Source organism: Myxococcota bacterium (assembly GCA_041389495.1).
In the GTDB taxonomy this organism is placed as follows: Bacteria; Myxococcota_A; UBA9160; order UBA9160; family UBA4427; genus JAWKRT01.
On sequence record JAWKRT010000002.1, the window covers coordinates 646,947 to 661,554 of the forward strand.

Here is a 14,608-nt window from a genome sequence, read left to right on the forward strand (position 1 = left end):
CCCGAAAGCGAACGCCCCGGCCCTCCGCGGAGGGCCGGGGCGCCGTTTCCGGGCTCGGCCGTGGTGCCTACGCCACCTCGCGCCGCAGGCGGCGCCGGTGGAGCCACATCAGGCCGGGCAGGATCAGCGCGAGCTCGGGGCCGAAGCCGCACATGATGGGCGGGCTCGGCACGAGGTCGGGCGTGCACTTGAGCTCTTCGTCGCTGTCGACCATGCCCTCGAGCAGCCAGTCGTTGTTGTACAGCGGGTCGTTGAACTTCAGGTTGCCGTTGCGCTTCCCGCAGTCCTCGACGCCGTTCATCGAGCTGTCCTGGCACCAGACGTCGAACTTCGACTCGCCGAGCTTCACGGTCTGCGTCGAGTTGAAGATCTCGAAGGTCGGGTAGATGCCGCCGCCGCCGCCGAAGCCGCCGACGGTGATCGCCTCGCCCGGCTCGACGTTGTCGAGCAGCGCGAGCTGGTTGCCACCCACGAACGACTCCCAGACCTTCACGTCGACCGTCTGCGCGCCGTTCCAGATGAGCGTGAGCTCGCTGATCGGCTCGGAGCAGAAGAACGAGCCGGGCGGCGGAGCGAGCACGCCGACCGTCACCTGGTCGGTGCCGGGCAGGCAGACCGCGCCGCCGACGTCGCCCGTCGCCGTGGCGACGTTCGTCGTCGTGCCGAGCAGCGTCGCGGGCACGACGTACTCGCGCATCTCACCGGGTGCGAGCGAGTCGCCGCTGGCGACCACGCCGAGCTGGTCGTCCGTCACCGTGACGTTGTCCACCGTCGACGCGTTCGGGTTCGTGACCTTGTACTGGTACTGGATGTTGCCGCCGAGCTGGATCGGCCCGTCGTCCTCGCGGTCCATGCCGAAGACCACGAACGAGCCGAACCGGTCGCCGAGGCTGAGCGGCTTGTGGCACGAGGTCTTGATCTGGATCGACTGCGCGCCGCCGGCTCCCGTCACGTCGAGGTTCACGAACGCCGGCAGGTCGCCGCCGCTCGAGGACGTCACGGTCACGAGGTCGCCGAACTCGATCAGGTCGACCGGGTCGACGTCGAGGCCCGAGGCGACCGCGACCGACACCGGGTCGCCGGGGTCGGCGACGCCCGCGCACGAGGCGTAGCCGCCCTGCGAGTTGCTCACCGTGCAGCCGGCGCCCAGGTAGTCGCCGATGTACGCGAGCGTGAGCTCCTGCAGGTCGCTCGTGCAGTGCGGGCCGGGCGGCGCGAGCGGCACCTCGCAGGCGTCGAGCTTGCCGTTCGAGCCGTCGCCCTCGGCCACCGTCGTGCCGTTCTTCGTCGTGAACTCGACGAGCCGGAAGCTGCCGAACTCGTCGCCGAGCGCGAGCGGCTGCGAGCACGACACGTGGAACTCGACCGTCTGCACGACGCCGTTCGAGTCGACGATCTTGAACTTCTGGTTCGGGTAGAGGCCGCCCTTCCACGTGGCGCTCACGCGGATGCGGTCGCCGTCGTTGATGCCGCTCGCGGGCGAGACGGTCTGCTTGTACCCGAACTTGCCGGTGTACACGACGCCGACGTTGGTCTTGCCCGTCGCGTCGCCGTGGCAGCTCGCTTCGCCGCTCTGCGGGTTCGCGAGCGGGTCCTGGCAGTCGCGGCCGTTGTACTCGAGCACCATGTCGACGAGCTTCGCGTCGCACGGCGTGCCGACCGGGTCGCCCGAGTTCGCGCAGGTCGTCGCGGGGACGGGCACCGAGCAGTCCGTGTACCCGCCGAGCGTCGACTCGAGGCCGACGACCTCGTAGGCGCCGAACTTGTCGCCGCACTCGATCGCGCGGTCGCACGACGTGTCGACCTTGATGATCTGGCGCCGGTGGTAGCCGTCCTGCGTCTTGAGCTTCATCCAGTCCGGCAGCGTGCCCGTCGTGCTCGTCACGGTCACGACGTCGCCCTTCTGGATGCCGCTGTTCGGCGTCGCGACGAGCGTGCCGCCGTCGTAGAGGAACGAGATGAACGCGTCGTGGCCCATCGAGCGCTTGCCGTAGCAGCGGCTCTTGCCGCCCTGCGAGTTGCTCGACTTGCCGCCCTTCTCGCCCGTGTACTCGAGCTCGAGGCGGACGATGTCGCCGTCGCAGAGGTTGAAGTCGGGGAGCTTCGGCTGCGTGATGCAGCACGTCTTGTCGATCTCGAGCTCGCACTCGACCGGGTTCACGAGCAGCGCGACCGAAGGGCCGCTCACGCTCTTCTTCTGCATCGAGCCGGCCGTGTTGCCGGCCGCGCAGTTCGTCCCGAGCGTGTTCGTGAGGGCGACGTCCGCCTTCGTCGCGTTCGGCACGACGGCCGCGACGTCGACGAACACCGTGCCCGTCCAGCCCTTGACGCCGAAGTCCGTCGGCAGCGCGAAGCTGCCGCTCGGCGCCATCGTGCCGTTGAACGGGATCACGACGGGGGCGATCGGCCCGCTCGTCGTCTCGGTGACCGTGATCGTGCCCGAGAGCGCCGCCGACGAGTTCGTCGCCGCGGTGCCGAACGGCGGGAACGAGGTGAGCGTCGAGTCGCCGGCCTCCTGGAGGCCGAGCGTCGCGATGTGCACGCCCGGGCCGGCCTGGATCGTGGTCGTGAGCTCGGAGGACGTGACGTCGCTCGAGCCCTGCGCGCACGAGGACGTGAAGTTCGTGGGCGCGAAGAGGAGCTGGTCGCCGCCTCCGCCGAGCGTCGGCGCCTCCCACAGGGGCTCGACGTCACCGGCGGAGAGCGTCGTCTCCGAGACCTGGAGGAAGTCGACACCCGTGCCGAGGAAGTCGCCGTGGTTCACCGTGGCGAACGCGGCGGGCGGGACGAGCAGCGAGGCGATCAGGAGGGCGAGGAGCTTGGGAGCATGCGGACGCACGGGAGTCTCCTTGGGTCAGGAGCCGTCCGCACCGAGTTCCCGTCGCCCCTCCGGAGGGGAAAGGTGTTCGTCGCGCTACGGCTCAGATCTACCGGGCACGCGCGCGCCCAGGCCTTGCTAGTTGCGGCTGCGACGCGCCGGGATCGCGAGTGCGATCAGGCCCGTGGCGACCAGAACGAACGTACCCGGCTCCGGAACCACTTCGAAGACGATCGTAGGCCCGCTGACCGCCTTCTTCTGGATCGACGAGGCGGTCGTCGCCTCGCTGAACGCGAACAGGTTGTTGTCGAAGCCGACCGCGACCTTCGTCGCGTTGGGAACGATGGCCGCGATGTCGACGTAGAGCATCGCCGTCCAGCCCGTCGTGCCCGGGTTCGACACGAGGTCGAACGTGTTGCCGGGCCCGTAGACGACGTCGGTGTCGTCGAACGTGAAGACCTGCGCGACGGGAAGCACGCCGTTGATGTCCTCGAGCACCGTGATCGTGCCGCCGATGCCGACGAACGTGCCGGTCGCCGCCGTGCCGAGGCCCGCGAGCGTCGTGTCACCGGCCTCGGTGAGCTTGAGCGCGTCGATGGTCGCGCCCGGGCCCGTGGCCATGATCGTGAGCTGGAGCTGCGCGCCGGTCATGTCGAAGCCGCCGCCGCCCGCGCTCGCGCTGAAGTTGGTCGGGAAGAAGAGGAGCTGGTCGCTCGAGACCGTCGGCGCGCCGAACAGCGGCTCCGGGTCGCCGAAGGTCGACGTCTCCTGGACCCCGAGGAAGTCGAAGTTGGCTCCGCTCAGGTTGCCGTAGATCGTGGTCGCGCCGGCCGTCGTCGCCGCGAGCGCGCCGGTGAGCACCACCGCCGCCGCCAGGCTCCGCGCCGTCCGTCGCTGCTTCAGGATTCGTCCGCTCGTCATCGCTGCTCCGCCCCTTCCCAGTAGGCGTGGTCGCGCCGGGTGTCGTGCGTTCTGACCATCCGCGTTCACGCGCCCCGTGTTCCGGCACCGGGCGCCGCGCGGGGTGGGCGCCACCGGCCCGCTCTCCGCGCACAGAACCAGTGCCGGTTCATGCAACGTCCGTTCCGGAAATTCCGTTGCGATCGGATGAAGAACAAGTGCAGTGATGGCGGGGGGTTGGGCCCCGGGCCCAGGGAGAACCCCCGTGCCCCAGTCGAGTGAGGGAAAATCCCTTTCCGCTCCGAGGGAAGATTCGTTCCGCGAGGTGCGAGCCGGCCCCGGCCCCAGAGGATACCGACCCACTAAGAATGGAAGCCGGCCGGCCCGGCTCAGGCCCCCCGCCCGGGCGGGCGGGTGGCGATCCAGATCGTCTTGGTCTGGAGGTACTGGTCGAGGGCCTCGGCGCCGTTGTCGCGGGCGAGGGAGCCCGAGCGCTTGAACCCGCCGAAGGGCGTCTTCACGTCGCCCTCCGAGAAGGCGTTGATCGAGATCGTCCCGCACGGGAGGCGCCGCGCGAGGTGGAGGGCGCGGTCGATGTCGTTCGTGAACACGGTGGCGTGGAGGCCGTAGTCGCTGTCGCGCGCAACGGCGAGCGCCTGCTCGAGGCCGTCGACCGGCAGGATGCCGAGCACGGGCCCGAAGATCTCCTCGCGCGCGATGGTCATGCGCGGCTCGAGGCCGGCGAAGACGGTCGGCTGCACGAAGCAGCCGGGCTCGCGCTCGCTCGCGCCGCCGGCGAGCAGGCGCGCGCCCTCGCGGCGGCCGGCTTCGATGTATCCCATCACGCGCTCCTGGTGCTCGCGCGTCACCATCGCGCCGATCTGGGTCGCGGGGTCGAGCGGGTCGCCGAGCACGAAGGCGCGCGCGCGCGCCGTCACGCGCTCGGCGTACTCGTCGGCGACGCGGCGGTCGACGAGCTGGCGCATGTTCGCCGAGCAGTTCTGGCCGGCGTTCCAGAATGCCGACATCGCGGCGTTCTCGATCAGGTGGTCGTCGAGCGGCGCGTCGTCGAGCACGATGAACGGGCTCTTGCCGCCCATCTCGAGGCCGACGACCTTGAGATTGCTCTCGCCCGCATAACGAAGGAAGTAGCCGCCGACCTCGGTCGAGCCGGTGAACGAGACGACGTCGACGTCGCGGTGGCGGCCGATCGCCTGCCCCGTGGTCTCTCCGTGCCCGGGGAGCACGTTCAGCACGCCGGCCGGCACGCCGGCCACGGCCGCGAGCTCGGCGAGGCGGAGCGCCGTGAGCGGCGTCTGCTCGGCGGGCTTCACGATCGCCGAGCAGCCCGCGGCGAGCGCGGGGGCGAGCTTCCAGGCCGCCATCAGCAGCGGGAAGTTCCACGGCAGCACGAGCCCGACGACGCCGGCCGGCTCCTTCACGATCAGCGCGAGCGCGTGCTCGCCCGTCGGCGCCACGCGGCCGAACGCCTTGTCCGCGAGCTCGGCGTACCACTGGAAGAACGTCGGCACCTCGTTGCCGATCTCGTGCAGGCAGTCGGTGATCGTCTTGCCGCTGTCGAGGCTCTCGAGGACGGCGAGCTCCTCGGCGTTCTCGCGCACGAGGTCGGCGAGCCGCAGCAGCACGCGCTTGCGCTCCTCGGGCGCGGTGCGCGACCAGACGCCCTCGTCGAACGCGCGCCGCGCCGCTCGGACGGCGCGGTCGACGTCGTCGGCGCCGCAGTGCGCGACCTCGGCGAGCACCTCGCCCGTCGCGGGGTTCAGCGTCTGGAAGACGTCGCCCGAGGCGGCCGGGCAGGGCGCGCCGTCGACGAAGGCCAGGTGCGGGAGCCGGAGGCCGGCGGCGATGCGCTTCGCGTTCTCGTGCGTGAGGGAAGCCATGGGAGGATCTCCGATCGGAAGTGGGTTCGGGGAGGCGCCGCGGTGCCGCGCGCCCTGGCTCGCTAGTCGGCGCGGACGGGGCGCTGGCCGCCCGGGTAGGGGCGCGTCGCATCGAGTGTCATGACGGTCGCGCCGAGCTCGTCGAGCAGCGCGAGGCTCTCGAGCACGCCGCCCGTGCGCGCGCGCTCGCAGCAGCAGAGCGCGACGATCGCCTCGACCATCGCCTCCATCGACTCGATCTGGTCCGCGGAGAGGTGCTCGCCGACGAGCACCTCGGCGCCCTCGCTGAGCACGGCCGCGCGCGGCTCGACGGTGTTGATGCGGATGCCCGCGCCAAAGAACTCGGCCGCGAACGCGTTGGTGAGCCGGTTGAGCGCGGCCTTGCTCGCGCCGTAGACGCCGATCGTGCGCGCCGCGGGCGGCAGGTCGAACGGAGGGCCCGCGACGAGCGGCGCGCTCCCGCTCGAGAGGTTCACGATCCAGCCCTCGCCGCGCTCGACCATCTGCGGCAGCACGGCCTGCATGAGGTCGACGGGCGCGTGGACGTTGACCTCGAACGTGACGCGGCGGCGCTTCAGCGGGAAGTCGGCGTTCAGGGCGTACATGGCGGCGGCCGCGTTGTTGACGAGCACGTCGACGCGCCCGGCGAAGGCGTCGAGCGCGGCCGGTACGACCTGTGCGCGGCTCTCCGCGTCGGCGAGGTCGGCCGTGAGCACCTCGATGCGCGTTCCGTACTTCCGGCAGCGCTCGGCCGTCTCGCGCAGGCTGCCGGCGAGGTGGTCGTGCTGGTCGAGCGTGCGGGCGACGAGCAGCACGTTGGCGCCCTCGGCCGCGAGCCGCTCGCTCGTCGCCGCGCCGATGCCGCGGCTCGCCCCCGTCACGATCGCGTTCCGCCCTTCGAATCGTCGCATGTCCTCGGCTCTCCTGGTCTCGCCGCGCGGCGCGCCGCGCGCGGCACCGGCGTTCGTCGATGTTAGGCCTGTGCCGCGCGCCGCACCGCGCCGCACCGCGCTCGCGATGCGTACCCGGCGCGGCTTCGTGCGCGTCCCGGCGTCGACGGAGCGGTGTAGGATACGACGCCGCGACGGCCGGGGTCGACGACCGCGAGCGCGCAGCGGGGAACGGCGCGTCGCGCAAGGCGGCGCCGCGCGGGAGACGCCCGGCGGCGGCGCCGGCACAGGAGGGCACACCGTGGAGGATCGCGTCGCCGAGCGCGCCGACGAGCTCTTCGGCGACGACCGCGCGCGGCTCGGCCTGTACGAGGCGCTCTGCACCTGCCGCGCGATCCGCAGGCTCCGCCCCGACCCCGTCCCCGACGCCGCGCTCGCCCGCGTGCTGCGCGCGGCGACGTGTGCGCCGAGCGGCGGCAACGCGCAGCCCTGGCGCGTCGTCGTCGTGCGCGATGCCGCGCGCAAGCGCGCGCTCGGCGCGCTCTTCCGCGACGTCTGGGAGACCTACTCGCAGCCCGGACGCGAGGCGATGGCGCGCCTGCCCGCGCCGACGCGCGCGCGCGGCGAGCGCGCGATGGCCGCGGGCGACGAGCTCGCCGCGCGCTTCGCCGACGTGCCGGTCGTGCTCGCGTGGGTGCACGACCCGCGCCTGCTGCGCCGGCCGGGCGAGGAGGAGACGCAGCCGCAGTTCCTGTACGGCGCGTCGCTCTACCCCGCCGTGTACGCCGCGCTGCTCGCGTGCCGGGCCGAGGGGCTCGGCGGCGTGCTCACGACGATGACGTGGCGCCGCGAGGAGGCCGTGCGCGCGGCGCTCGAGGTGCCGGAGCCCTGGCGGCTCCACGCGCTCGTTCCGATCGGCGTTCCGCGCGCGCGCGGACACGGGCCCCTCGCGCGCAAGCCGCTCGAGACGATGGCCTTCGGCGAGCGGTTCGGCGCGCCGCTCGCGCTCGACGCGGGCGCGGCCGTCGGCGGTCGCGTGCCCGCCTAGCATTCGGCCGGCCGCGAGGCGGCCGCTCGGGGAGCCCATGCCCTTCCACGTCCGCCAGTTCGTCCGCATCTTCCGCCGCGCGTTCTCGGAGCCGATGACGCCGCGCCGGCGCAGGGTCGTGTGGACGCTCTTCCTCGCGGTGCCGGCGCTCGCGCTCGTGAACTCGCTGTGCCTCGCGCTCGATCACGTGCTCTTCCCGGGCTTCCGGCGCGTGCGCGTGCGCGCGCCGCTCTTCGTCATCGGCCACGCGCGCAGCGGCACGACGCTGCTGCACGAGCTGCTCGGCGCGGACGAGGCGTTCAGCTGGTTCATGGCCTACGAGCTCTTCCTGCCGTCGCTCGTGCAGAAGAAGCTCCTGCGCGCCGTCGGCCGCTTCGATCGCGCGCGGCTCGGCGGGCGGCTCGAGGCGCGCGTGCGCGCGTGGCAGGACCGCGTCTTCGCGAAGGGCCGCCAGATGCACCCGATGGACCTGCTCGGCCCCGAGGAGGACGAGTTCCTCCTCTCGCTCACGCTCTACTCGGCGACCGCGGGCGTCGTGTTCCCGAACCTCGAGGCCATGCGCCCGTTCACCCGCTTCGACGTCGCGCTCGACGCGCGCACGCGCCGCAAGGTGATGCGCTTCTATCGCGGCTGCGTGCAGCGTCAGCTCTACCTGAACGGGCCGGAGAAGACGCACCTCAGCAAGAATCCGCTGTTCTCGGGCAAGGTCGAGAGCCTGATCGAGGCGTTCCCGGACGCGCGCTTCGCGATCCTCGTGCGCAACCCGTTCGAGACGATCCCGAGCATCCAGAAGATGATGCTGCGCAACTACAAGGCCTCGGGCACCGCGCCGGAGCTGATCGAGAACGCGTTGCGCATCGTCGGGGAGAACTCGCTCTTCTCCTATCGCTATCCGTTCGACACGCTCGCGAAGCACGCGGCCACGCGCGCGACGGCGGTGCGCTACGAGCGGCTCGTCGCCGACCCGGCGGGCGCGATGCGGCAGGTGTACGACGAGCTCGGCCTCGAGGTCGGCCCGTCGTCGCTCGCGGCGATGGAGCGCGCGGCCGCGCACGCGCGCGCGTACAAGCCGTCGCACGACTACGCGCTCTCGGAGGTCGGGCTCGCGCCGGCGGAGATCCGGCGCGCGCTCGCGCCGCTCTTCGAGCGGTTCGGCTGGCCCGGCCCCGATGGGCCGCCCCCCGCGGCGACCGCGCAGCGCGCGGATGCCCGCGCGAACGAGGAGACCCGACCGTGACCGACCGCGACCCGCTCGACGCCCTCGCCTCGGGCGAGGCCTGGAACGCGTTCTGCGACGGACTCAAGGAGATCGGCGCGCAGGTGCTGCGCCCGTCGGCGCCGAAGACGCCGGTCGACCTCGCCGAGGCGCACCGCTTCCTCACGCGCATGCTGCGCTCGGCGTTCGAGCTGATCGTCGAATCGGGCGACGCGGCCGTGCCCGCGTTCACCGTGAGCCTGCACGAGACGATGAAGCTCGGCTGGGACAACCCCGACAACATCCACCTCAACGCGTACGTCTCGGACGCGTTCGAGTACCGCGTGTGGGGACGGCGCGGCGACGCGCACACGATCTCGTTCGCCGTCTACGGCGGCTCGTACGGCAAGTCCGAGAAGGGACGCGACACGGTCGCCTTCGTCGACCTCGACGACCTCGAGCTCGGGCCCGACGGCGCGTTCGAGGTGACGCTCTCCGCGCGCCGCCAGCCGGGCAACTGGATCGAGCTGCGCCCGGGTGCGACGACGCTGATGATCCGCCAGACGTTCTGGGACCGGACGCGCGACCGCGCGGGCGAGTTCCACATCGCGCGCACCGACGCGACGGAGGCGCCGCCGCCGCTCGACCCCGCGACCGTCGAGGCCGCGCTGCGGCGCGTCGTCCGCTACGTGCGCGGCAGCAACCAGCTCTTCTTCGACATCTCCGACGGCTACCAGGCGCGCGGCATCAACGCCTTCGAGGGCAGCGACCCCGAGCGCATGCGCAAGAACCAGGGCATCCCGTACAACCAGCTCTCGTCGGGGTGGTGGCGCCTGCGCCGCGACGAGGCCGCGGTGATCGACTTCGCGCCGCCGCCCGAGTGCCCGTACTGGATGTTCGTGCTGTCGAACTACTGGGGCGAGTCCTTCGACTACCGACACCATCCCATCCACACCAATGCGCGAAGCGCGCGCCCGCGCGCCGACGGCACGGTGCGGCTCGTCGTCGCCCACCGGGACCCGCGCCTCGCGGACGCGACGTGGATCTCGACCGCCGGGCACGACGAGGGCGTGTGGCAGTTCCGCTGGTACCACCTCGACGGCCCGCCTCCGTGTCCCGCGCCGCGCATCGTGCCGTGCGAGGCCCTCGCGAGCCTCGACTAACGACCGGACGGAGCGCTCGTCGGCGTGCCCGGCGCGCCGCGCGCGGCCGCGTCGCGCATCGCTGCCGCTTCCCGCAGCACGGAGGCGATGGCGCGCACGACGCGCTCGGGCGCCTCGCGCTGCACGTAGTGGCCGCAGTCGGCGCAGGTCTCCTGGGCGCCGCGGGGCGACAGGCGCGCGAGGTCGCGCTGCGCGTCGGCCCACGCGCGCCGCAGCCCGGGCTCCGCGCGCGGGCGTCGCGCGGCCGACAGCACGCGCAGTGGAACGGGCGGGAAGGGCCCGGCGGCGCGCAGCTCGTCCTCGGTGCGGCCCGCCGCGCGGATCTCGGCCGCCGCGGCGCGGGGCAGGAAGAGCCGCGCCAGCCACGACATCTCGCAGCCCGAGACGCCGCGCTCCTCGCAGCGGCGCGCGAAGTCGACGTGGCGCGCGTCGACGAGCACGACGCCGGCGACCTCCTCGGGATGCGCGCGCGCGAAGAGCTCGACGTACTGGCCGCCGAGCGAGTGCCCGACGAGCACGTAGGGCGGCTCGAGTGCGAGCGCAAAGAGCAGCGCGCGCAGCTCGCGCACCACGCGTGCGCCGCTCCTCGCGCCGCCGCGCGCGCCGCACGCGGCGCGGCTCTCGCCGTGGCCGATGCGGTCGTAGGCGAGCACGCGCGCGGTGCGCGCCACGGGGTCGAGCACGCGCTCCCAGACGTCGGCGCCGTCGCCGAGCCCGGCTTCGAGCACGACGAGCGGCGCGCCCTCGCCCCGCAGCGTGTACGCGAAGCGCCCGATGGGCGTCTCGACGCTCTCGGCGCGCGCGGACGCCGCGCACGCGCAGGCGAGCGCGAGGCCGAGGATCGCCGAGCTCGTGCGCATCACGCGCGGAGGATGCCGCGCGCGGCGCCGCGTGGCTCCCGGGCCGGATGGCCCGGTCGTGCGCGCGGCCGCGCGCGCTACAAGGTTCGGTAGTCTCGGCGACCGCGCGTGCGCGCGCGGCCGGACGAGCGGGTGCGAGGCCCGCGAGCGGAGGACGACGATGATCCGAGCCACGGCACGGCGCGCGCTGCTCGGCGCGCTCCTCCTCGCGAGCGCGGCGTGCGTCGCGCCGCCGCCCTACCGGCGCGCGACCGACTACCCGCGGCGCATCGCCGACGTGCAGGCGGTGACGCTCGTGCCGCCGCTCGTCTCCGTCTACGCGATGTCGTCGGGCAACGTCGAGCAGGAGGTGCAGGAGTGGAGCGACGCCGCCAACCGCCACGCCCACGCCGCCGTCCGCGACTTCGTCGAGCGCGCGGGCAAGCGGTACGTCGCGTACGCGGGCTCGCACCCGCCGCGCCCGGACTTCCGGCTCGGTGCCGGGCGCGAGTCGCAGCGCAGCGGTCTCACGAAGGCCGAGGAGAGCTGGCTCCTCTTCGAGTCGCTCGAGGCGGCCGTGCTCCGTCACACCTACGACCCCGCGCACACGTTCCCGCGCGAGATGAAGGGCCTCTCGTACACGCTCGGCGCCGAGTCGCGCGCGCTGCTCGACGGAACGCAGGCCGACGCCTTCCTGCTCATGATCGCCACCGATCACGTGCCGACCGCGGAGCGGCAGGCGCTGATCGGCATCGGCGCGGCCGCGGCGGTCGTGACGCGCAGCTACGCCGGCCCCGGCATGACGCCCGCCGAGCTCGTCGCGGCGCTCGTCGACGCGCGGACGGGCGACGTCCTCTACTTCAACAAGGTCTCGATGCCGCTGTCCGACCTGCGCGACGCGAACGCGAACAAGGCGCTCGTCGACCTCGTGCTCGCCGGGATGTTCCAGTGAGCGCGCGGCGGCGGCGGAGCGCGTGCGCGCGCGGCCGCGTCGAGGTCGCCGGCGCGGCGCTCGCCGCGCTCCTGCTCTCGGCCTGCGTGACGGCGACGCCCGCTCCGGCGCCGCTCGCGCCCGAGCGGGGGGTCGGCGCGCTCGACGCCGACGAGCAGCACCTGTGGAAGAAGTCGCGCGAGCTGCAGCACGACGTCGAGATCGCGGGCCTGCTGTTCGTCGACCGCGAGCTCGACGCCTACCTCGCGCGCGTGCTCGACCGCGTGCTGCCGGACGACCTGCGCCGGGCGGGCCTCGAGCCGTCCGTGCACGTCGTCTCGAACGTCAACATCCACGGCTACTCGTTCGCGAACGGCGTCGTCTACCTGCACACGGCACTGCTCGCGCGCATGGCCGACGAGACGCAGCTCGCGACCGTCCTCACGCGCGAGCTCGCGCACGTGAAGCTGCGCAACGCGCTGCGCGCGCAGCGCGACGCGCGCATCCGCGCCGACTCGCTCGCGTGGATCGGCGTCGGCTCGACGCTCGTGCAGGGCGGGGCGCAGATCCAGCTGCTCGCGCAGGCGGCCTCGATCTCGACGGCGCCGGGCTTCCACCACTCGCTCGAGGTGCTCGCCGACCGCGAGGGGCTCGCGATGCTCGCGGCCGCCGGCTACGACGTGAAGGGAACGCCGGGCTTCTTCGAGATGACGCTCGACTACGTCGAGGAGGTGCACGGGCAGGGCGCCTGGGGCTGGGTCGCATTCTCGCCGCCGCCCGCGATGACGGCGCGCATCGCGGGCTACCGCTCGCTCGTCGAGAGCCAGTACGCGGACGCGCCGCCGCCGCGCCCTCCGCTGCTCGAGCCGCAGGCCTTCCGCCGAAGGCTCCAGCCGGCGACGCTGCGGCAGGCCGACCTCGAGCTCGCGGCGGGGCTCCCGATCTCGTCCGCACACACCGCTCGGCTCGCGACCGAGGCCGACGCGAACGACGCCGACGCCTGGCTCGCGCTCGCGCGCGCGCTCGCCGCGCAGCGCGAGAAGGCCCTCCCCGGCAAGCCGCTCCCGTCGATCCACGAGGTGCGCGACGCGCTCGACCGCGCGCTGCGCGCGGACCCGCGGCACGCGGCGGCGACGCGCGAGCTCGCGCTCAGCTACTACCGACCGACGGGCACCGCGCGCACGCGCGAGGACGCGCGCACCGCATTGCGCCACTTCCGCCGCTACCTGTCGCTCGCGCCGCGCGCCGACGACGCGGAGTACGTGCGCGGCTACGTCCGCGAGCTCACGCAGGAGGCGAAGTAGATGGCGACCCGTCCGCTCCGTCCGCTCCGCGCGCTCGTCGCCGCCGTCGTCGCGGCGGCGACGACGGCCTGCGCGCCGATCTGGGTGCCGATCGAGGTCACGACGCCGCGGCCGTTCCCGATGCCCACGTTCGAGCTCGCGATGGACCTGCCCGTCGGCTGGATGTCGTCGTACTACGGGCCCGCGATCGGGCACTTCTTCTTCACGCGCCACGGCGCCGAGCTGCAGCAGTTCTGGGTGCGGCGCTGGCCGAAGACGCAGGTGGTGAAGGGCACGAATCGCAGCATCACGAGCGGGATGACGGTGCAGGACGTCGCGATGCTGTCGCTCGACAGCCGCCGCCTCGACGAGGGCGTCGGCGCGCTCGAGGTGGTGTCGAACCGCCCGGTCGAGCTCGGCCGCCAGGCCTGCTACCGGCTCGACTACCGCTACCGCGATGCGATCGGCCTGCCGCGCCGCGCCGTCGAGTACGGCTGCCCGGTCGGCGCGTGGATGTACCGCTTCGAGTACATGGCGCCCGAGCAGCACTACTTCGACCGCTATCTCCCGGACTTCGAGGCGTCGGTGGCGACGGTCGTCTTCGAGACGGCGGGAGCCTCGTAGTGCGCGCGTCGTCGCGCCGCACCGCGGCCATCGCCGTCGCCGCGAGCGCGCTCGCGGCGACGGCTCCGGGCTGCGCGCTGACGGAGATGGCGGGCGCGGCCCTCGCCTATCGAGAGGCCGAGCTCGACCCGGCGCGCATCCAGCGCGACATCCCGTACCGCGACGAAGATGGAGAGGGCGCAGTCGCCGACGAGCACCGCCTCGACCTCTTCCTGCCCGACACGGACACGGACACGGACACCGACACCGCGACCGCTCCGTTCCCCGTGCTGCTGTTCGTGCACGGCGGCGGATGGACTTCGGGCGATCGCGCCTACGGCGCGCTCGGCGTGTATCCGTACCAGAACGTCGGCCGCTTCTACGCCGCGCGCGGCATCGCGACGGCCGTGCTGAGCTACCGCCTGCAGCCGGAGGTCGGCTGGCGCGACCAGGTCGCCGACGTCGCCGACGCCACCGCCTGGCTCGCGCGCCACGTCGCCGACTACGGCGGCGACCCGCGGCGCATCGCGCTCGCGGGCCACTCGGCCGGCGCGTGGCTCGCCGCGTGGGTCGGGCTCGCCGACGCGCCGCTCGCCGCGCGCGGCGTCGACCGCGCATCGCTCTGCGGGCTCGTCCTCGTGAGCGGCGCCGGCTACGACCTCGAGGACGCGCGCACCTGGGAGCTCGGCGCGAGCCGCGCGTACTTCGAGGACCTGTTCGCGGACGACTCGCCCGGCGCGCCCGATGCGTGGACGCGCGACGCGTCGATCGCGCGCCACCTCGCGCCGCCGCTGCCCCCCGCGCTCGTGATGAACGCGGCGGGCGAGCCCGCCCGCTTCGAGCGCCAGAGCGACGTGCTCGCCGCCGCGATCGACGCGCGCGGGGGCCGCGCGCAGCGCCGCACGCTCGACGGCCAGAACCACCAGCGCATCGCGGTGTCGCTCAGCCGCGAGGGCGACCCCGCCTCGGACGCCGTGCTCGCCTTCCTCGCCGACGCGCACTGCACGCGCTGAGCGCATCCGGCGGCGCGGGCGGTC

Annotated in this window: 12 protein-coding genes; 7 read left to right on the top strand and 5 right to left on the bottom strand. The window is 73.3% G+C overall.

Annotated features, from left to right (window positions below):
• Positions 1-67: 67 nt before the first annotated feature.
• From R3E88_13590 to R3E88_13605, 4 genes are all read right to left on the bottom strand, one after another.
• Entirely contained in the window at positions 68-2,839 is a 2,772-nt protein-coding gene (locus tag R3E88_13590; protein MEZ4217510.1) for a hypothetical protein, read from the bottom strand.
• Between the two features lie 117 nt (positions 2,840-2,956).
• A complete protein-coding gene (locus R3E88_13595; protein MEZ4217511.1) occupies positions 2,957-3,739 on the bottom strand; it encodes a hypothetical protein in 783 nt (260 codons plus the stop codon).
• A gap of 368 nt (positions 3,740-4,107) precedes the next feature.
• On the bottom strand, positions 4,108-5,619 hold the full coding sequence (locus R3E88_13600; GenBank protein MEZ4217512.1) for an aldehyde dehydrogenase: 1,512 nt from the start codon (positions 5,617-5,619) through the stop codon (positions 4,108-4,110).
• A 62-nt stretch (positions 5,620-5,681) separates the two neighbouring features.
• Positions 5,682-6,530, bottom strand: coding sequence for an SDR family NAD(P)-dependent oxidoreductase (locus R3E88_13605; GenBank protein ID MEZ4217513.1), 849 nt, complete (start codon positions 6,528-6,530; stop codon positions 5,682-5,684).
• A gap of 280 nt (positions 6,531-6,810) precedes the next feature.
• Here R3E88_13605 and R3E88_13610 point away from each other — a divergent pair, with 280 nt between their 5' ends.
• The 3 genes from R3E88_13610 to R3E88_13620 are packed head-to-tail and all read left to right on the top strand — an operon-like array spanning position 6,811 to position 9,915.
• Positions 6,811-7,557, top strand: a complete 747-nt coding sequence (locus R3E88_13610; protein ID MEZ4217514.1) for a nitroreductase family protein — start codon at positions 6,811-6,813, stop codon at positions 7,555-7,557.
• A 37-nt stretch (positions 7,558-7,594) separates the two neighbouring features.
• A complete protein-coding gene (locus tag R3E88_13615) occupies positions 7,595-8,794 on the top strand; it encodes a sulfotransferase (protein MEZ4217515.1) in 1,200 nt (399 codons plus the stop codon).
• Complete coding sequence (locus R3E88_13620; GenBank protein MEZ4217516.1) at positions 8,791-9,915, top strand: hypothetical protein; 1,125 nt, start codon at positions 8,791-8,793, stop codon at positions 9,913-9,915. The genes R3E88_13615 and R3E88_13620 overlap by 4 nt, the downstream gene beginning before the upstream one ends.
• On the opposite strand, the gene R3E88_13625 is transcribed toward R3E88_13620, so the two are convergent.
• Positions 9,912-10,775 (bottom strand): alpha/beta hydrolase, encoded by an 864-nt coding sequence (locus tag R3E88_13625; protein ID MEZ4217517.1) that lies wholly within the window; start codon positions 10,773-10,775, stop codon positions 9,912-9,914. The genes R3E88_13620 and R3E88_13625 overlap by 4 nt on opposite strands.
• 160 nt (positions 10,776-10,935) lie before the next feature.
• Between R3E88_13625 and R3E88_13630 the strand changes: the two genes are divergently transcribed.
• From R3E88_13630 to R3E88_13645, 4 genes are read left to right on the top strand one after another with little or no spacing between them, the layout of a single operon-like run.
• The gene (locus R3E88_13630; protein MEZ4217518.1) at positions 10,936-11,706 is read left to right on the top strand and encodes a hypothetical protein; all 771 of its coding nucleotides are present in this window, start codon (positions 10,936-10,938) and stop codon (positions 11,704-11,706) included.
• A complete protein-coding gene (locus R3E88_13635) occupies positions 11,703-12,989 on the top strand; it encodes a M48 family metalloprotease (protein MEZ4217519.1) in 1,287 nt (428 codons plus the stop codon). Before R3E88_13630 ends, R3E88_13635 begins: the two co-directional genes overlap by 4 nt.
• Complete coding sequence (locus R3E88_13640) at positions 12,990-13,592, top strand: hypothetical protein (protein ID MEZ4217520.1); 603 nt, start codon at positions 12,990-12,992, stop codon at positions 13,590-13,592.
• The gene (locus R3E88_13645) at positions 13,592-14,584 is read left to right on the top strand and encodes an alpha/beta hydrolase (protein ID MEZ4217521.1); all 993 of its coding nucleotides are present in this window, start codon (positions 13,592-13,594) and stop codon (positions 14,582-14,584) included. Before R3E88_13640 ends, R3E88_13645 begins: the two co-directional genes overlap by 1 nt.
• Positions 14,585-14,608 lie beyond the last annotated feature (24 nt).

What these genes read in the sequence shown, in the direction of transcription:
- R3E88_13605 (MEZ4217513.1), bottom strand. Translation starts at nt 6,530, where the DNA reads ATGCGACGATTCGAAGGGCGGAACGCGATCGTGACGGGGGCGAGCCGC.
- R3E88_13600 (MEZ4217512.1), bottom strand. Translation starts at nt 5,619, where the DNA reads ATGGCTTCCCTCACGCACGAGAACGCGAAGCGCATCGCCGCCGGCCTC.
- R3E88_13630 (MEZ4217518.1), top strand. Translation starts at nt 10,936, where the DNA reads ATGATCCGAGCCACGGCACGGCGCGCGCTGCTCGGCGCGCTCCTCCTC.
- R3E88_13640 (MEZ4217520.1), top strand. Translation starts at nt 12,990, where the DNA reads ATGGCGACCCGTCCGCTCCGTCCGCTCCGCGCGCTCGTCGCCGCCGTC.
- R3E88_13595 (MEZ4217511.1), bottom strand. Translation starts at nt 3,739, where the DNA reads ATGACGAGCGGACGAATCCTGAAGCAGCGACGGACGGCGCGGAGCCTG.
- R3E88_13615 (MEZ4217515.1), top strand. Translation starts at nt 7,595, where the DNA reads ATGCCCTTCCACGTCCGCCAGTTCGTCCGCATCTTCCGCCGCGCGTTC.
- R3E88_13625 (MEZ4217517.1), bottom strand. Translation starts at nt 10,775, where the DNA reads ATGCGCACGAGCTCGGCGATCCTCGGCCTCGCGCTCGCCTGCGCGTGC.